We start from the raw sequence: 17,245 nt of genomic DNA, 5'->3' as shown, positions 1-17,245 counted from the left end.
GGCGTGAACACCACCACGCCGCTTCCGTGGCCCGTGTCCGTTTGCGGGGCGGGTGGGGCGGGACGACGATGGTGAGTCATGGACCCGGTCGGCATCCCGTCCCGCAGGCTGCCGCGTGTCGCGGCCCTGGTGCTGGTCGTCCTCGCCACGGCCGTGCTCACCCTCGCGGCCACGGCCCGCTCGACCGTGGTCTCACCGGGTTTCTACCGGTCCGTGCTGGACGAGCAGAAGGCCTACGACCGGCTGTACAACCAGGTGCTGGTAGATCCGAAGGCGGCGCCGGTCACCCGGGGGCTGCTGACCCGGCTGCCCGTGCCGGAGGCGCAGGTCACCTCCAACCTCAAGCTGGTGCTGCCGCCGGAGACGGTCCGGGATCTCACCCAGCAGCAGATCGACGCCGTGGTGGGTTACCTGGGCGGCAAGCGCGACTCGTTGGACCTCACGGTCGATCTGCGGCCGGTGCTGGCCAACCTCAACGACCTCGCCCAGATCTATTTCGGCGATCTCGTCGCCTCCGTCCAGGACCGGCCCGAGCCCGACTTCACGCGCTTCTCGGCCGACCTGTCCGCCGCCCTGGGTGCCGTCGTCGCGGGGCATGTGCCGAGCGGGCTACCCGCTCTTCCGCTGACCGAGGCACAGGCGGGCCGCGCGGCCGGGACACTGGTGAGCGGTCTGCCCGTGGCGGAGCGGGGCGCCCTGCGTCCGGCGGTCGAGACGGCGCTGCGGGACGGGGACGTCGCGACCGCGCTCGCGACCGTCGCCCCCGCACTCGCGTCGGACCGGACCCGTACGGCCGCCGCTCAGCTGCGGGCTACCGTCGATGGCGGCACCTGGAACCTCACGGACACCCTCGCCGCGTCCGGCAACGACCTGGCGCCCCTCCACCGTGCCCGCACCTACACCGCCGTCGGGCTCGGGCTCGCGGAGGCCCTCGCCTCGGCGCTTCTCGTGGTCGCGCTGGTGGTCCTGTGGGTCGGCGGAGGCTCGACTCCTCCAGGCCGTCGGCTTCTCCCCCTGGGCTGGTCGCTCGCGGCCGGTGGGGTACTGGCCGCGCTCGTCGCCCTCCTGTTCCGGCTGGTCAGCGGCGGACGGGTGATCGATCCGCCGGGTTCCTGGCCGCCGAGCCTGACCCGGCTGGTCGACGATGTGCAGCGCACCGCCCTGGACCGGCTCACGGCCACCGCCCTGACGACGGCCCTGGTGCCCGTGCTGGCCGGCGCCCTCCTGACCGGCGTGGGCTGGGCCCTCCAAGCTCGACCGCGCGTCCCCGCGCTCCCGCGCCTCCGGTGGCTGGCCCTGGCCACGGGCGGCGCCGCCGTCACCGGCATCCTGCTGGTGCCGTACGCCGTCACGCCCGCCGCGTCCCGCACCTGCGAGGGCAGTACGGAACTGTGCGACCGGCCCTACGACGAGGTCGCCTACCTCACCTCGCACAACGCGATGTCGACGACCGTCGACCGGTTCATCGGTCCGCTCCAAGACCCGGGTATCTCCGCCCAGTTGGACGACGGGGTGCGCGCCCTGCAGATCGACACCTACCGGTGGGAGCGCCCGGACGAGATCACCCAGCGGCTCGCCGAGTCCGACTTCACCTCGGAACAGCGGAAGTTCATCGCCGCGGCCGTGGACAGGTTCAACCCGCCGCGTGCGGGGCTGTGGTTGTGCCACTCCGTGTGCCGGGCGGGTGCGATCGCGCTGGTGCCCGCGCTGCGCGAGATCGGTGACTGGATGCGTGCCCATCCGACCGAGGTCGTCACCCTGATCGTGCAGGACGCGATCAGCGGCGAGGACACCGAACAGGCCTTCGCGCAGGCCGGGTTGACCGACCTGATCCACACCCCCGACCCCGATCCCGCGAAGCCGTGGCCGACCCTGGGGGACATGGTCGACAGCGGGCGTCGACTCGTCGTCTTCGCCGAGCGGGCCGACGGCCCGGCACCCTGGTACCGGAACTTCTACGACTACGGGATGGAGACCCCGTTCGCGTTCCGCACCCCGGACGCGATGAGCTGCGCACCGCATCGCGGGGGCAGCGACAAACGCCTGTTCCTGCTCAACCACTTCATCACCATCGACGGCGGCAGCCGCCTGGACGCGGGGAAGGTCAACGCCCGCCAGTACGTGCTCGACCGCGTCCACCGCTGCGAGCGGGAACGCGGTCGGCCGGTGAACTTCCTCGCCGTCGACTACACGACGATCGGGGACGCGGGAGCAGCCGTGGACGAGCTCAACTCCCAGCGCTAGACGCTCCGCTGGAAGCTCAGTCGTGAATCCGCGGGCCGGTGGGGGCTGGTCGCGCTCACGCGGCGGAGCCGCACAGTGTCACAGCCCCGCGCCCCTAAAGGGCACAACGCTCAGGTCGGCAGTTTCTCAATAGCGTTGCGCCTTCGCCAGTTTCGGGGTCAGTACCGGCTCCGGCGGCTTGGTGCTGATGGCGACCGGCTGGGCCTTCGCGCCGGGGGCGAGGTTCTCGGCGCCGACGTAGCGGGTCTCCACCACTTTCCCCGAGGAGTCGAGGAAGTCGACCTGGACGGCGTAGGACGCCTTCTTGTCGGTCTTGTTGGTGATGGTGACGAGGACGGCGAGCAGGCCGCTGGTCTGGGCGCGTGGTTTGCCGGTCATGGCGACGTCGGACATCGCGTTGCCCTGGCCCTTGACGTCCTTGAGCTCGTTCTGGGCGTCCTTGCTCGCGCGGGCCACCTCGGCCGACACCGATGCCTCGAAGGAGGAGGCCGCGGCCGATGCGGAGGACGCGGCGGCCGAGGCTGCGGCGCGGGCCGACTCGACCGCCGAGGACGCCGCCGACTTCAGGGCCGACGGTGTCATGCCCGAGAAGGAGGCGGTGGGCGGCGTCGCAGCCTGCGAGCTGCTGCTGCCGTTGCTGTCGTTGTCGTCGTTGTCGTCGCCGCAGGACACCAGCGCGACCGTGCTCGCCGCGACGACGGCGAGGACCAGGGCGGCCGGGCGCCCCCGGCGGAGCGACGTGCTGTTCAGTGGCTTGGTATTCATCGAAATGAACCTTATGCCGGACATTTCGACAGTGCATGTCCTCGGCGGCCACCCGGTGGGGCCCGCGCCCAGCCGCAAAGCCCCTGCCTTACGCCTCGTCCCGCGTCAGAGCGAGCAGCCGGTCCAGGACGCGTGGGCCGCCGGCCCGTACCCCGTCGTGCTCGAACTCGTCGGTGACCCAGGTGCGCAGGCCGCGGATGGCGCGGGCGGTCTGGAGGGAGTGGGTCGCGTCGACGTACATGTCGTCGTGGTAGACGGCCGCGGCGACCGGGACCTCGTTGGCGGCCAGGCGCGCGGGGTCGTAGAGGGGTTGCCAGTCGGTGTGGGCGGCGAGGAGTTCGGCAGTGTCGCGGAGCGGGCGCAGGGCGGGGTCGCAGTCGAACATCCAGGGGTGGATGGTCTCGCCGGTGAAGAGGAGGGGGTTGTCGCCCGCGAGGGTCTTGGCGGCGTCGAACTGCGGGAACTCGCCGCGGACGCGCTCCGCCGACCAGGCGGTGGGGCGGGTGTCCTGGGCGTAGCACGCCTCGTGGACGAGGGCGTAGAGGGGGTGCCCGGCGTAGGACAGGGAGTTCTGGACCTCTTCCTGGAACGCGTCGGAGAGTTCGTGGCCGCTCGGGGTGCGGACGAAGGCGTTCTCCAGGAGGAAGTGGAGGCGGTGGCTGCCGTCGCTGCCGCCGAGCATGATGCCGAGGGACTGGAAGGCCTCGGCGGTGAGCCGGTAGCCGTTGGGCAGGACCGGCTCGTGCCGCATCAGGTGCTCGGCGATGCGGCGGGCGCGGTCCACGTCCTGCGGGTAGCGGTCGTAGTGGGCGGCGACCTTGCGTTCGATGCGCGGGTAGGCGGCGCGGTAGACGTCGTCGGCGTGCGCGTCGAGGGACGGGAGGCCGCCGGTGAGGACGGCGGCGCGCAGGCCCTCGGGGGCGGTGGACAGGTAGTTCACCGTGCAGAAGCCGCCGAAGCTCTGGCCCAGGACGGTCCAGGGGGCGCCGCCAGTGAGGGCCGGGCGGATCGTCTCGCAGTCCCGGACGATCGAGTCGGAGCGGAAGTGCGCGAGGTGCTCGGCCTGCGCGGCGGGCCCGCCGCGCAGCGGGAGTGTCTGCCGATTGAGCGGGGTGGAGTGGCCGGTGCCGCGCTGGTCCAGGAGGAGCACGCGGTACTCGTCGAGCGCGCGGTCGAGCCAGGCCTGCCTACCGACGAAACGATTCGCCCCGAAACCGGGCCCACCCTGGAGATAGAGCAGCCACGGCAGGTCCTCGCGGTGCGCCTTGTCGCTCGCGACGACCTCACGGGCGTAGAGCTCGATGGTCTCGCCCGTGGGGTCCTCGTGGTCGAGGGGCACGGTGAAGTGGCGGTCGGTGAGGACGACGCCGGGCTGGCGGTAGCTGACGGACAACGGGGCTCCTGGGACGGACGATTTACGGGCCGCGTCACATCTCAGCACATGCGCGTCCGATATCCGACCCCCTGGATCATGAAATCCTGCCGATCGCTACTGACCGACGGGTCAGCGGGCGGCCAGGCTGGAGCGGCGCACCACCAGTTCCGGCTGGAGCACGACCCGCCGGTGCTCGTGCGGACGCGCGGCGGTCTCCGCCTCCGTCTCCTCCAGGAGCAGCTCGGCGGCCAACGCGCCCATGGTGACGGCGGGTTGGCGGACCGAGGTGAGCGGTACGGCCGCCGCCGCGGCGAACTCGATGTCGTCGTAGCCGACGATCGCGAGGTCGTCGGGGACACCGACCCCGGCCGCGTACATGGCCTGGAGGACGCCGAGGGCGAGGAGGTCGTTCGCGCAGAAGACCGCCGTGGGACGGTCGGCGAGGCCGAGCAGCCGGGCACCGGCATCGCGCCCCGACGCCACGTCGAGCCGGTCGGTGGGCAGCTCGCGCAGCGCGTCGGGGTCGAGACCGGCCTCGGCGAGCGCGTTCTTCGCGCCCGTACGACGGTCCCGCACCTGGTTGAAGCCGGGCGGGCCGCTGACGTACGCGATCGAGCGGTGCCCGGCGTCGATCAGGTGCCGCACGGCGAGCGCGCCGCCGGCGACGTCGTCGACGGAGACCGAGCACTCGGTGGTGCCCTCGGCGACCCGGTCGACGAGTACGAACGGGATGCCGTGCCGCCGGAACGACTCGATGTTGCGTCCGGTCGCGTCCGCCGGGGTCAACAGCACGCCCCGCACCCGCTGTTCGGCGAAGAGCGACAGGTAGTCGGCCTCCTCGACGGGGCTCTGCGCGCTGTTGCAGACCATCACGCCGAGCCCGGATTCCCGCGCGGCCCGCTCGGCGCCGCGGGCCACGTCCACGAAGAACGGGTTGCCCATGTCGAGGACCAGCAGCCCCATGATCCGGCTGCGGCCCGCGCGCAGCTGACGCGCCGACTCGCTGCGGACATAGCCGAGCCGGTCGATCGCGGACTGCACCCGGGCCCGGGTCTCCGTGGCGACGGTGTCCGGGCGGTTGATGACGTTCGAGACCGTGCCGACGGAGACTCCGGCGGCGCGGGCGACGTCCTTGATACCCACCGGCTGGGCCATCAGGCGGAGACCTCCAGGGTGACGTGGGACGGCGGGCAGGTCTTCACATTACCGCCATGACCTGTGCCGACTCCTTCGGCGGTGCCGCTCACGCGGGCAGGGCGAAGTCGACGACGTGGAGTGCCGAGGGGGTCGTACCGCTCGACTTCTCCTGGTACATGACCGACAGCACGTTGTCCGCCTTGACCCGCAGCTCGTCGATGACGACCTCGCCGAACGCGTTCAGGCCGCTCCCGTCGTACAGCAGCGCCCAGTCGGTGTACCCGGAGGCCTTCGACGCGCCCGCGATACGGCCGTAGGGCAGCACCGCGTAGGCGTTGTCGTACTTGTCCAGGACCAGCTTGGTGCGCTGGCTGGAGTTGAGGGCGATCGGGATCTCGGTCTTCTGCCAGGTCCCGGCAGCGTTCTTGCGGACGTGGAAGGCGCGGCCGTTGGCGGTGCGGTCGGTGACGTAGTTGGTGGTGCACTGGCCGAAGCGGCCGGGGACGTAGCTGATGATCGCGTGCGGGAGGCCGGTGGAGTCGGTGGACTGGCTCTCCTGGTTCATCAGGGAGTGGTCGGGGTCGAGCGGGTCGACGACCAGTCCGGCGTCCGTGACGGCCACGGTGTTCGAACTACCCGTTGTTCCTACGACAGTTCCCGCGTCGTTGCGCCAACTGCGGCCCCGGTCGGTCGAGTAGACGTAGCCGGTGTCGTGGTTGGTGATGCCGCCGCTGTTGCACATCACGGCAGCGGACTGCTCGCGCCAGGTGAAGAAGGCATGCAGTCGGCCGTTGACGTCGTAGTCGATGCCGTGGAGGTACATGTTGCGGGCGGTGCTGGAGCCGTGGGTGCTGGTGTAGGTGCCGGTCGAGGCGCTCCACTCCCCCAGCGCGGTCCAGCTCGAACCGTCGTACTCCGCAAGGGCGTTGCGGCCGTTGCCGGAGATTCCGACGCGGTAGCTGAGCTGGAGCTTGCCTTCGGGGGTGGCGATGAACTGGGGGTAGGTGAACTGGGTGGTGAGGGCGACGCCGTCCAGCGATGTCTGTACGGCTCCGAGGACGGCCGAGGTCCAGGCGGTGGACGCCGGGTTGTCGAGAAGGCCGGCGACGGACTTGACGTAGAAGAAGCCGTCACTGTGGGAGTCCATGTGCAGGTGCAGACGGCCGTCGACCTTGGAGACGCCCATGGAGATGACGTTGTGGGAGTCGTCGCTCTTGAGGGTGTGGGAGAGGGTGATCGTGGACCAGGTGGAGCCACCGAGGACGCGGCGGGCGACGACGGCGTGCTTGCTGGCGGTGTACCAGGCCGCGTACTGGTAGCCCTTGTAGGTGAACAGGCCGTTCTTCTGGAACGAGTTGTTGTTGACCAGGCCGTCGTACGAGACGAAGTAGACGGCCTGGGCGTCGAGTTGGGTGGTGCTCTTCTTGGTGACGGACGGGCCGGGGTCGGCCGCCCGTGCGATGCCCGGCGTTGCCACGGCCGCAAGTATGGCGGTCGCAAGCACGGCGCGTCTTTTCATGAGCGGCTCCTGTGGGGGATCACGCGAGGTGGAAGACCTCGGTGAGGGGCTTCATCGCTTCGTCGGGACGGGCGCCGTCCAGGGACTCGAAGAACGGCGCCATCTCCGCCTGCCAGCGGGAGTTGATGTCGGTGGCTTCCATGCCGGCCTGGGCGGCGGCGAAGTCCTCGGTCTCCAAGTAGCCGACCAGCAGGCCGTCTTCACGCAGGAAGAGCGAGTAGTTGTGCCAGCCGGTGGCCGAGAGTGCGTCGAGCATCTCGGGCCACACGGCGGCGTGCCGCTCGCGGTACTCGTCGAGGCGGTCCGCCCGGACCTTCAGTAGAAAGCACACGCGTTGCATCAACACCCCCGTATCTACTAGAAGTTGAACTGGTCGATGTTCTTCAGGTTGAACACGGTCGGCTTGCCCAGGCTGATCACGCCGTCCTTGCCGATGGTGTACGACGTCCCGCCGGCCTTGAAGGTCTCGCCCTCCTTGCCGGTGATCTGCCCCGACACCAGCGCCACCGCAGTCTGCGCGGCGAGGGCGCCGAGCTTCGCCGGGTCCCACAGCTCGAAGCCGTCGACGGTGCCGTTCTTGACGTACTTGCGCATGTCGTTCGGGGTGCCGAGGCCGGTGAGCTTGACCTTGCCCTTGTACTTGGAGCCGGAGAGGTATTGGGCGGCGGCCTTGATGCCGACGGTGGTCGGGGAGATGATCCCCTTCAGGTTCGGGTGTTCCTGGAGGAGGCCCTGGGTCTGCTGGAAGGACTGCTGGGCGTCGTCGTTGCCGTAGGCGACCTTGACCAGCTTGATGTTCTTGTACTTGGGATCCTTCAGCTCGTCCTTCATGAAGCCGATCCAGGTGTTCTGGTTCGTCGCGGTCTGCGCGGCGGACAGGATCGCGATCTCGCCCTTGTAGCCGATCTGTTGGGCGAGCAGCTGCACCTGGGTACGGGCGAGGTCCTCGGCGCTGGCCTGCGAGACGAAGGCGTTGCGGCAGTCGGGGTTGGTGTCGGAGTCGTAGGTGACGACCTTGATCTTGTTGCTCATCGCCTGCTTGAGCGCGGTGCACAGGGCGCCCGGGTCCTGCGCCGAGACGGCGATCGCGTTCACCTGCTGCTGGGTGAGCGTGTTGACGTAACTCACCTGACCAGAGGTGTCGGTGGCGTTGGTCGTCCCCACCTCTTTGTACTTCTCGCCCAGTTCGGTGAGCGCCTTCTCGCCGCCCTTGTCGGACGTGGTGAAGTACGGGTTGTTGACCGCCTTCGGCAGGAAGGCGACGGTGAGCCCCTTCTTGAGGGCCGCATTCGGGTCCGCCTTGCCACCGGTGACGGCCGACCCGGTGTTCTCGTCCTTCACGTCCTTCTTGGTGGTACCACCGCAAGCGGTGGCGACGAGGGTGAGAGAGGTGACGGCGACGAGAGCCGCAAGGGCACGGCGAAGGGATGTTTTGCGCATGGCAGGGGTTCCTTTTGATACGAGGGGTGAGTGAGGCGCCCTCAAGGGGCGCGGGGAACGGCGCGACCAGCCACATCAGGCCCGCAGCCGCCAACCGACCTACTAACTGGATCGTGCCGCGGCCCGAGAGACAGCGACTTGCCGAGCAACCCGAGGCCCAAGTACCGAGACCACGAGCAGAACACCGGTGACAACGATCTGCGACTGCGCGGAAACATTCACCAGGCTCATCACGTTCTGCAACGCCCCGAGCAGAAACACCCCGGCGACCGCACCTCCCAACGTCCCCTTTCCACCGTCGAAGTCGATACCGCCGAGCAACACCGCTGCCACGACGGAGAGTTCGAGCCCCGTGGCATTGTCATAGCGCGCACTGGCGTAGTGCAGCGCCCAGAAGACCCCGGTCAGCGAGGCCATCAACCCGGTCACCGTGAACAGGATCAGCTTCTGCCGCCGAACCCGAATACCGGCGAACCGAGCAGCCTCCACATTCGCCCCGATCGCGAACAACGACCGCCCGAACGGCGTCGCATGCAGCAGGACGACAGCGATCGCGAGCAACACGAGGAAGGGCAGGAAAGCCTGCGGCAGGAACGTCCCCCCGAGCCGCCCGGACGCGAAGTCCAGGTACTGCGTGGGGAAATCGGTCACGGCATCGGAACCGAGCACGATCTGCGCGATCCCCCGATACGCGGCGAGCGTGCCGATGGTGACGGCGAGGGACGGCAGCCCCAGCCGGGTCACCAACAGCCCATTGATCAACCCGCAGACCACGCCCAGCAGCAGGCAGATCGGGATGATCGTCTCGATGGTCATGCCGTCGTTCCACAGCTTGCCCATCACCGCGCCCGACAGCCCGGCCGTGGACGCGACCGACAGATCGATCTCGCCGGCGACGACAAGGAGGGTCATCGGGAGGGCGATCAGCGCGATGGGAAGGGTGTTGCCGATCAGGAACGACAGGTTCAGCGCGTTGCCGAAGCCGTCCACGAAGGAGAAGGAGAACAGCAGCAGGACGATGAGCAGGGCGCCGACGACCGTGTCCCAGCGGATCGCACGCGTCAACGACTCAGGCATGGCGGGCGTTCCTCTTCTTCAGTGCGGTGGCCACACGCAGGGCGACGATCCGGTCGACGGCGATGGCGAGGATGAGCAGGATGCCGTTGATGGCCAGCACCCAGACGGAGCTGACGCCGAGGGCGGGCAGCACACTGTTGATGGAGGTCAGCAGGAGTGCGCCGAGGGCCGCGCCGTACACGCTGCCGGAGCCGCCGGTGAAGACCACACCACCGACAACTACCGCGCTGACCACGGTGAGTTCATAGCCGGTGCCGGTCCCGGAGTCGACGTTGCCGAAGCGGGCGAGGTACATCGCGCCGGCGAGTCCGGCGAGGCCGCCGCAGAACGTGTACGCGGCGAGGATCCGCTTGCGGACGGGGATACCGGCGAGCCGGGCGGCCTCGGGGTTGGAGCCGAGCGCGTACAACTCCCGTCCGCTGCCGAAGTGTTTGAGGTAGTAGGCGGTGGCGATCAGTACGGCGAGCGCGATCATCGCCAGCCAGGGCACCGCGGACAGGCCGCCGGAGCCGAAGTCCACGAATCCGCCCGGGAGATCGGCGGCGGTGATCTGCCGTGAGCCGACCCAGATGGAGTCGACGCCCCGGATGATGTAGAGCGTGCCGAGGGTGACGACCAGCGCGGGGACCTGCCCGAGACTGACCAACAGCCCGTTGACGAGGCCGAGTCCGATGCCGAGCAGGACCGCCAGCAGGATCGCGATGACAGCGTTGCCACCGCCCTGAAGATAAGTGCCGGTGGCGAACGCGGTGATGCCGAGCGTGGAGCCGACGGACAGGTCGACGTTACGGGTGATGACGACCAGCGACTGACCGGTGGCGACCAGCACCAGGATGGTCGCGTTGAGAAGCAGGTCCTTGATGCCCTGCTCGGACAGGAACTCGCTGTTGCCCGCCTGGGTGATGCCGATCATCACCAAGAAGACGACCAGGATGGCGAGTTCGCGCATCTTGAAGACACGGTCGACGAGCCGGGTGCTGCTCGACTCGGGCACTTCGGCGGCGGGCGCGGGGTTGGGAGCGGTGACCGTCATACGGCGGCCCTCCCGGAAGCTGCGGTCGTCATGAAGGCGCTGCTCATGCGGCGGCCCTCCCGGTGGCTGCGGCCATCACGGTTTCCTCGGTGGCTTCGGAGCGGGGGATCTCGGCGGTGAGCCGGCCCTCGTGCATCACCAGCACGCGGTCGGCCATGCCGAGGATCTCGGGCAGATCGGAGGAGATCATCAGGACGGCGACCCCGTCGGCGGCCAACTCGCTGAGCAGCCGGTGCACTTCGGCCTTGGTGCCGACATCGATGCCACGGGTCGGCTCGTCGACGATCAGCACCTTCGGGCCGGTGGCCAGCCACTTGGCGAGAACGACCTTCTGCTGGTTGCCGCCGGAGAGGGTGTTGACGGTGTCGGCGATCCGCGCGTACTTGACGTGCAGTTTCACCGCCCAGTCGAGGGAACGGCTGCGCTCGGCGCCCCGGTCGACGAGGCCGGCCCTGACGGTCGTCCGCAGGCCGGTCAGGCCGATGTTCCGCTCGATGGACATGTCCATCACCAGGCCTTGGGCGCGTCGGTCCTCGGGGACGAGGGCGAGGCCCGCGGCCATCGCGGCAGAAGGGGCCCCGTTCGTCAGCGACTTGCCGTCGACCTCGACCCCGCCGGCGTCCCACCGGTCGATGCCGAAGACGGCCCGCGCGACTTCGGTACGGCCGGCGCCGACGAGCCCGGCGAGACCGACGATCTCTCCGCGCCGTACGTCGAAGGACACGTCGGTGAAGACGCCCTCGCGGGTCAACCTCTTGACGCTCAGGGCGACTTCGCCGGGTTCGACGTCCTGCTTGGGGTACAGCTCGTCGAGGTCTCGGCCGACCATGCGCCGCACGAGATCGTCCTCGGTCATCCCCTCGATCGGCTCGCTGGAGATCAGGGCGCCGTCGCGCAGGGTGGTGACGCGCCGGCAGATCTGGAAGATCTCCTCCAGGCGGTGCGAGATGAACAGGACGGCGGCGCCCTGTTCGCGCAGGGTGCGCACGACGCCGAAGAGGCGAGCCACCTCGCTGCCGGTGAGGGCGGCCGTCGGCTCGTCCATGATGAGGACGCGGGCGTCGAAGGAGAGCGCCTTGGCGATCTCCACGATCTGCTGATCGGCGATGGACAGTCCGCGCGCCGGGCGGTCGGGGTCGAGCTCGACGCCGAGCCGCTTCATCAGTTCGGCGGTCGCCGTGTACGTGGCCTTGTGGTCGATACGGCCGAGAGCGCGGCGGGGCTGGCGGCCCATGAAGATGTTCTCGGCGATCGACAGGTCGGGGAAGAGGGTCGGTTCCTGGTAGATCACGGCGATACCCGCGTCGCGGGCGTCACCGGGGCCGTGGAAGAGGACGGGCGCGCCGTCGAGCAGCACCTGGCCGGCGTCGGGCCGGTGCACACCGGCGAGGGTCTTGATGAGAGTGGACTTGCCCGCGCCGTTCTCACCGGCGAGTGCGTGCACCTCACCGGGGAAGAGATCGAGGGACACGTCCCGCAGGGCGCGCACCGCGCCGAAGGACTTGGAGATGCCCTTGAGCGCGAGCACCGGGGCCGGACCCGCTTCTGACGGGTGGGTCATGAGGGGCTCCTCGACAACGCCGGCGGGTAGGCCCTCACAGCGTCGTGAAAGGTTTCAACTTGGTTGCCGGGACGTTAGGCGCGCCAGCCTTGTCACGTCAATGGGTCCGCGTCGAAAAACTTTCGATAGCCAAAGGTCACATTGGAGTCACGGCACACAGGGTTCACCGTAGGGCTTGACACCCCTTCGGGAGGCTCATAACTTCGCTCTCTGAATCGTTTCATACATACGCCGTTCCGTCGCACGTCACAGGAGCCCTCAAGTGACCGATCTCGCCGCGGTGAAGGCCGCTCTCAGGACCCAGGCAGTCGAGACGCCGTCGTGGGCGTACGGGAACTCGGGGACCCGGTTCAAGGTCTTCGCCCAGGAGGGCGTTCCGCGCACTCCGCAGGAGAAGCTGGAGGACGCGGCCAAGGTCCACGAGTTCACCGGCGTGGCGCCGACCGTGGCTCTGCACATCCCGTGGGACCGGGTCGACGACTTCGGGGCGCTGGGGAAGTTCGCGGAGGACCACGGGCTGAAGCTCGGGGCGATCAACTCGAACACGTTCCAGGACGACGACTATCGGCTCGGGAGTGTGTGTCATCCCGATGCGGCGGTGCGGCGCAAGGCCCTTGATCATCTGCTGGAGTGTGTCGACATCATGGATGCGACGGGCTCTGCCGATCTGAAACTCTGGTTCGCCGACGGGACGAATTATCCGGGGCAGGATGATCTTTCCGCGCGGCAGGATCGGTTGGGTGAGGCGCTCGCCGCGGTGTACGAGCGGCTTGGGGACGGGCAGCGGATGTTGCTGGAGTACAAGTTCTTTGAGCCGGCGTTCTATGCGACCGACGTGCCGGACTGGGGTACTGCGTACGCGCATTGTCTGAAGCTCGGGCCCAAGGCTCAGGTCGTGGTCGATACCGGGCATCATGCGCCCGGCACCAATATCGAGTTCATCGTCGCCACGCTGCTGCGGGAGGGGAAGCTCGGGGCGTTCGACTTCAACTCTCGGTTCTATGCGGACGATGACCTGATGGTGGGGGCGGCCGATCCGTTTCAGTTGTTCCGGATCATGTACGAGGTGATTCGGGGTGGGGGGTTCACTGCCGATGTCGCCTTCATGCTGGATCAGTGTCACAACATCGAGGCGAAGATTCCGGCGATCATTCGGTCGGTGATGAACGTGCAGGAGGCTACGGCCAAGGCGTTGCTGGTGGACCCCGTGGCGTTGGCTGCGGCGCAGCGTGCCGGGGATGTGCTGGAGGCCAATGCCGTGCTCATGGACGCCTACAACACGGATGTACGGCCGCTCCTGCGGGAGGTGCGGGAGGAGCAGGGGCTTGCCCCTGACCCGATTGCTGCGTATCGCTCCAGCGGGTGGCAGGAGCGGATTGTTGCTGAGCGGGTTGGGGGGCAGCAGGCCGGTTGGGGGGCGTGAGCGTCTGCCTGGATCTGTTGTTTGCGGGGTGCGGGCCGTGTGTGGCTGGTCGCGCAGTTCCCCGCGCCCCTAAGGAATGCACTCGCCCTCTCTCAAAAAGGACTGACGTTCATGGCACCGCACCCCGAAGCCGCCTCTCTCCTCGCCCGGTCGCATCGACTCGGCGCTGATCCCCGAAACACCAACTACGCCGGGGGCAACGCATCCGCCAAAGGCACCGACACCGATCCCGTCACCGGTAGTGGGATCGAGTTGATGTGGGTGAAGGGGTCCGGAGGGGATCTCGGGACGCTCACCGAGGGCGGGCTGGCCGTGTTGCGGTTGGATCGGATGCGGGCGTTGGTCGACGTGTACCCCGGTGTCGAGCGCGAGGACGAGATGGTTGCCGCGTTCGACTACTGCCTGCATGGGAAGGGGGGTGCGGCGCCATCTATCGATACCGCTATGCATGGGCTCGTCGACGCCGCTCATGTCGATCATCTGCACCCCGATTCCGGGATCGCGCTCGCCTGTGCCGCCGATGGGGAGAAGCTGACCGGCGAGTGTTTCGGGGACAGCGTGGTGTGGGTGCCCTGGCGGCGGCCCGGGTTTCAGTTGGGGCTGGACATCGCTGCCGTGAAGGCGGCCAATCCGCAGGCCGTCGGGTGTGTGCTCGGGGGGCATGGGATCACCGCGTGGGGTGATACGTCCGAGGAGTGCGAGCGGAATTCGCTGCACATCATTCGTACCGCCGAGGCGTTCCTCGTCGAGCGGGGGAGGTCTGAGCCCTTCGGGCCCGTCGTCGAGGGGTACGGTGCGCTGCCCGAGGATGAGCGACGGGAGCGGGCCGCCGCGCTCGCGCCGTACGTTCGTGCTGTCGCCTCTCAAGACCGGCCGCAGGTGGGGCACTTCACCGACTCCGATGTCGTGCTCGACTTTCTCGCGCGGGCCGAGCATCCCCGGCTTGCCGCGCTCGGTACCTCCTGCCCCGACCACTTCCTACGGACCAAGGTCAGGCCGCTCGTTCTCGATCTGCCGCCCACCGCTCCGCTGGACGAGGCGATCTCGCGGCTGAAGGAGCTGCACTCCGCCTACCGCGAGGAGTACGCCGCCTATTACCAGCGGCACGCGCTGCCCGACTCCCCCGCGATGCGTGGCGCCGACCCGGCGATCGTGTTGATTCCGGGCGTGGGCATGTTTTCCTTCGGCAAGGACAAGCAGACGGCGCGCGTGGCCGGTGAGTTCTACGTCAACGCCATCAATGTGATGCGCGGGGCCGAGGCCGTTTCCACGTACGCGCCGATCGAGGAGTCGGAGAAGTTCCGGATCGAGTACTGGGCGTTGGAGGAGGCCAAGCTTCAGCGGATGCCCAAGCCCAAGCCGCTTGCCACTCGGGTCGCGCTCGTCACCGGTGCGGGGAGTGGGATCGGGAAAGCCATTGCCCGGCGGCTGGTTGACGAGGGGGCTTGTGTTGTTGTTGCGGATCTCAACTCCGAAAGCGCGCAGGCCGTTTCGGAGGAACTGGGTGGGCCCGACAAGGCCGTTGCCGTCACCGTTGACGTGACGGACGAGGGGCAGATCGGCGCTGCCTTCAAGGCTGCCCTGCTTGCCTTCGGTGGGATCGATCTTGTCGTCAACAACGCGGGGATCTCCATCTCCAAGCCCCTGTTGGAGACTTCGGCCCGGGACTGGGATCTGCAGCACGACATCATGGCCCGAGGGTCGTTCCTCGTCTCGCGTGAGGCTGCGCGGGCGATGATCGCGCAGGGACTCGGGGGGGACATTCTGTACATCGCGTCCAAGAACGCCGTGTTCGCCGGACCCAACAACATCGCGTACTCGGCCACCAAAGCCGACCAGGCCCATCAAGTACGGCTGCTCGCCGCCGAGTTGGGTGAGCACGGCATCCGGGTCAACGGGATCAACCCGGACGGTGTCGTGCGTGGCTCGGGCATCTTCGCGGGGGGCTGGGGTGCGCAGCGGGCGGCGACCTACGGGATCGAGGAGGAGAAGCTCGGCGAGTTCTACGCCCAGCGGACCATCCTCAAGCGTGAGGTGCTGCCGGAGCATGTCGCCAATGCCGTCTTCGCCCTCACCGGTGGGGACTTGACGCACACCACCGGGCTGCACGTCCCGGTCGACGCCGGCGTTGCGGCCGCCTTCCTTCGGTGAGCGACGACGTGAAGGCGTATGCCGCGGTCGACCTGGGCGCGTCCAGTGGACGGGTCATGGTCGGCCGTGTCGGGCCCGACTCCCTGGAGTTGGCGGAGGCCCATCGGTTTCCGAACCGGCCTGTTCGTACCTCTGAAGGGCTGCGCTGGGACATCCTCGCGCTGTACGCCGGTGTCCTCGACGGGATCCGGGCGGCGGGTGGGGTCACCGGTGGGCGGCTCGACTCGGTCGGTATCGACAGCTGGGCCGTGGACTACGGTCTGTTGGACGCTGACGGGGCCTTGCTGGGCAATCCCGTGCACTATCGGGACGCCCGCACGGAGGGGGTCGCCGAGAAGGTCTGGGCGACCGTGCCCGCGAGTGAGCTGTATGCGTCGACCGGGTTGCAGTACGCGCCGTTCAACACGTTGTATCAGCTGACCGCCGCTCGCGAATCCGCCCAACTGGCGCACGCCGAGCGGCTGTTGCTCATCCCCGATCTGCTGTCGTACTGGCTCACCGGCGAGCAGGGCACCGAGCTGACCAACGCCTCCACCACTCAGCTCATCGACCCCCGGACGCGTGACTGGGCATACGACATCGCCTCGCGCCTCGGTATCGACCTCGGGCTGTTCGCGCCCTTGCGGCAACCGGGCGATCCTGCGGGGGTGTTGCGCGCCGAGGTGGTGGAGGAGACGGGGCTGGGCGGGCCCGTGCCGGTGACGGTGGTCGGGTCGCATGACACCGCGTCAGCCGTCGCCGCCGTTCCGGCAGTTGAGGAGCGGTTCGCCTATATCTGCACCGGTACCTGGTCGTTGGCCGGGCTGGAGCTCGATGCGCCGGTGCTCAGCGAGGCCAGCCGTGCCGCCAACTTCACCAACGAGTTGGGGCTCGACGGCACGGTCCGCTATCTGCGCAACATCATGGGGCTGTGGCTGCTTCAGGAGTGTGTACGGGCCTGGGGCGAGCCGGAGTTGGGCGAGTTGCTGCGCGGGGCGGCCCGGGTTCCGGCGCTGCGGTCGGTGGTGGACGCGGGGGACGCGGCGTTTCTGGCGCCGGGGCGGATGCCCGAGCGGATCGCCGACGCCTGTCGCGGTTCCGGGCAACCGGTGCCGGAGTCCCGGGCGGAGATCACCCGGTGCATTCTCGACTCCCTCGCGCTCGCCCATCGGCGGGCGGTCTGCGATGCCCAGGAACTCGCCGGCCACGGAGTCGATGTGGTGCACATCGTCGGGGGCGGTACCCGTAACGCGCTGTTGTGCCAACTGACCGCCGACGCCTGTGGGTTGCCGGTGGTCGCGGGTCCCACGGAGGCCGCCGCCCTCGGTAACGTGCTCGTCCAGGCCCGGGCCCACGGGCTCGTCGGTGACCTGGCCGGGATGCGGGCGCTCCTCGCCCGAACCCAGCCGTCGACCCGCTATGAGCCTCAGGGCGACACCGCCCGGTGGCGGGCGGCGGAGGCCCGGCTCGCCGCACGATGAACCAGGGGCTCCCCGAGACGGTGACCTCCGACTACGCTGCACTCATCCGATGATCGACCA

13 protein-coding genes are annotated in these 17,245 nt (G+C 68.7%); 4 read left to right on the top strand and 9 right to left on the bottom strand.

Going from position 1 to position 17,245, the window contains the following annotated elements:
- The first annotated feature begins 78 nt into the window (after nt 1-78).
- Nucleotides 79-2,244, top strand: coding sequence for a hypothetical protein (locus tag OG588_RS45300; protein WP_405952368.1), 2,166 nt, complete (start codon nt 79-81; stop codon nt 2,242-2,244).
- Between the two features lie 126 nt (nt 2,245-2,370).
- On the opposite strand, the gene OG588_RS45295 is transcribed toward OG588_RS45300, so the two are convergent.
- The 9 genes from OG588_RS45295 to OG588_RS45255 form a co-directional block, all read right to left on the bottom strand.
- Nucleotides 2,371-3,009: an FxLYD domain-containing protein gene (locus tag OG588_RS45295; protein ID WP_405952367.1), complete on the bottom strand. Its 639-nt coding sequence runs from the start codon at nt 3,007-3,009 to the stop codon at nt 2,371-2,373.
- Between the two features lie 88 nt (nt 3,010-3,097).
- Complete coding sequence (locus OG588_RS45290; RefSeq protein ID WP_405952366.1) at nt 3,098-4,402, bottom strand: alpha/beta fold hydrolase; 1,305 nt, start codon at nt 4,400-4,402, stop codon at nt 3,098-3,100.
- A 111-nt stretch (nt 4,403-4,513) separates the two neighbouring features.
- Complete coding sequence (locus tag OG588_RS45285; RefSeq protein ID WP_019057705.1) at nt 4,514-5,539, bottom strand: LacI family DNA-binding transcriptional regulator; 1,026 nt, start codon at nt 5,537-5,539, stop codon at nt 4,514-4,516.
- Between the two features lie 88 nt (nt 5,540-5,627).
- Nucleotides 5,628-7,040, bottom strand: a complete 1,413-nt coding sequence (locus tag OG588_RS45280) for a BNR repeat-containing protein (protein ID WP_405952365.1) — start codon at nt 7,038-7,040, stop codon at nt 5,628-5,630.
- 19 nt (nt 7,041-7,059) lie between these two features.
- Nucleotides 7,060-7,380: an L-rhamnose mutarotase gene (locus tag OG588_RS45275; RefSeq protein ID WP_033278944.1), complete on the bottom strand. Its 321-nt coding sequence runs from the start codon at nt 7,378-7,380 to the stop codon at nt 7,060-7,062.
- Between the two features lie 17 nt (nt 7,381-7,397).
- Nucleotides 7,398-8,480 (bottom strand): rhamnose ABC transporter substrate-binding protein, encoded by a 1,083-nt coding sequence (gene rhaS / locus OG588_RS45270; RefSeq protein ID WP_405952364.1) that lies wholly within the window; start codon nt 8,478-8,480, stop codon nt 7,398-7,400.
- 102 nt (nt 8,481-8,582) lie between these two features.
- Complete coding sequence (locus OG588_RS45265) at nt 8,583-9,557, bottom strand: ABC transporter permease (protein WP_405952363.1); 975 nt, start codon at nt 9,555-9,557, stop codon at nt 8,583-8,585.
- Entirely contained in the window at nt 9,550-10,590 is a 1,041-nt protein-coding gene (locus OG588_RS45260; protein ID WP_365985864.1) for an ABC transporter permease, read from the bottom strand. The genes OG588_RS45265 and OG588_RS45260 overlap by 8 nt, the downstream gene beginning before the upstream one ends.
- A 43-nt stretch (nt 10,591-10,633) precedes the next feature.
- Nucleotides 10,634-12,151: a sugar ABC transporter ATP-binding protein gene (locus OG588_RS45255; protein WP_405952362.1), complete on the bottom strand. Its 1,518-nt coding sequence runs from the start codon at nt 12,149-12,151 to the stop codon at nt 10,634-10,636.
- Nucleotides 12,152-12,413: 262 nt separating this feature from the next.
- On the opposite strand from OG588_RS45255, the gene rhaI reads away from it, so the two are divergent.
- The 3 genes from rhaI to OG588_RS45240 all read left to right on the top strand — a co-directional run bounded on the left by rhaI (nt 12,414) and on the right by OG588_RS45240 (nt 17,185).
- Nucleotides 12,414-13,574, top strand: a complete 1,161-nt coding sequence (gene rhaI, locus OG588_RS45250; protein ID WP_405952361.1) for an L-rhamnose isomerase — start codon at nt 12,414-12,416, stop codon at nt 13,572-13,574.
- A 111-nt stretch (nt 13,575-13,685) separates the two neighbouring features.
- The gene (locus OG588_RS45245) at nt 13,686-15,725 is read left to right on the top strand and encodes a bifunctional aldolase/short-chain dehydrogenase (protein ID WP_405952360.1); all 2,040 of its coding nucleotides are present in this window, start codon (nt 13,686-13,688) and stop codon (nt 15,723-15,725) included.
- Nucleotides 15,726-15,733: 8 nt separating this feature from the next.
- The gene (locus tag OG588_RS45240) at nt 15,734-17,185 is read left to right on the top strand and encodes a rhamnulokinase family protein (protein WP_405953379.1); all 1,452 of its coding nucleotides are present in this window, start codon (nt 15,734-15,736) and stop codon (nt 17,183-17,185) included.
- Nucleotides 17,186-17,245 lie beyond the last annotated feature (60 nt).

Source organism: Streptomyces prunicolor (genome assembly GCF_045162825.1).
In the GTDB taxonomy this organism is placed as follows: Bacteria; Actinomycetota; Actinomycetes; order Streptomycetales; family Streptomycetaceae; genus Streptomyces; species Streptomyces prunicolor.
The sequence above is the reverse complement of the archived record's forward strand: the minus strand, read 5'-3'. Positions and strand labels throughout refer to the sequence as shown.

What these genes read in the sequence shown, in the direction of transcription:
- OG588_RS45255 (WP_405952362.1), bottom strand. Translation starts at nt 12,151, where the DNA reads ATGACCCACCCGTCAGAAGCGGGTCCGGCCCCGGTGCTCGCGCTCAAG.
- rhaS (WP_405952364.1), bottom strand. Translation starts at nt 8,480, where the DNA reads ATGCGCAAAACATCCCTTCGCCGTGCCCTTGCGGCTCTCGTCGCCGTC.
- OG588_RS45275 (WP_033278944.1), bottom strand. Translation starts at nt 7,380, where the DNA reads ATGCAACGCGTGTGCTTTCTACTGAAGGTCCGGGCGGACCGCCTCGAC.
- OG588_RS45245 (WP_405952360.1), top strand. Translation starts at nt 13,686, where the DNA reads ATGGCACCGCACCCCGAAGCCGCCTCTCTCCTCGCCCGGTCGCATCGA.
- OG588_RS45260 (WP_365985864.1), bottom strand. Translation starts at nt 10,590, where the DNA reads ATGACGGTCACCGCTCCCAACCCCGCGCCCGCCGCCGAAGTGCCCGAG.
- OG588_RS45300 (WP_405952368.1), top strand. Translation starts at nt 79, where the DNA reads ATGGACCCGGTCGGCATCCCGTCCCGCAGGCTGCCGCGTGTCGCGGCC.
- OG588_RS45265 (WP_405952363.1), bottom strand. Translation starts at nt 9,557, where the DNA reads ATGCCTGAGTCGTTGACGCGTGCGATCCGCTGGGACACGGTCGTCGGC.
- OG588_RS45285 (WP_019057705.1), bottom strand. Translation starts at nt 5,539, where the DNA reads ATGGCCCAGCCGGTGGGTATCAAGGACGTCGCCCGCGCCGCCGGAGTC.
- OG588_RS45295 (WP_405952367.1), bottom strand. Translation starts at nt 3,009, where the DNA reads ATGAATACCAAGCCACTGAACAGCACGTCGCTCCGCCGGGGGCGCCCG.
- OG588_RS45280 (WP_405952365.1), bottom strand. Translation starts at nt 7,040, where the DNA reads ATGAAAAGACGCGCCGTGCTTGCGACCGCCATACTTGCGGCCGTGGCA.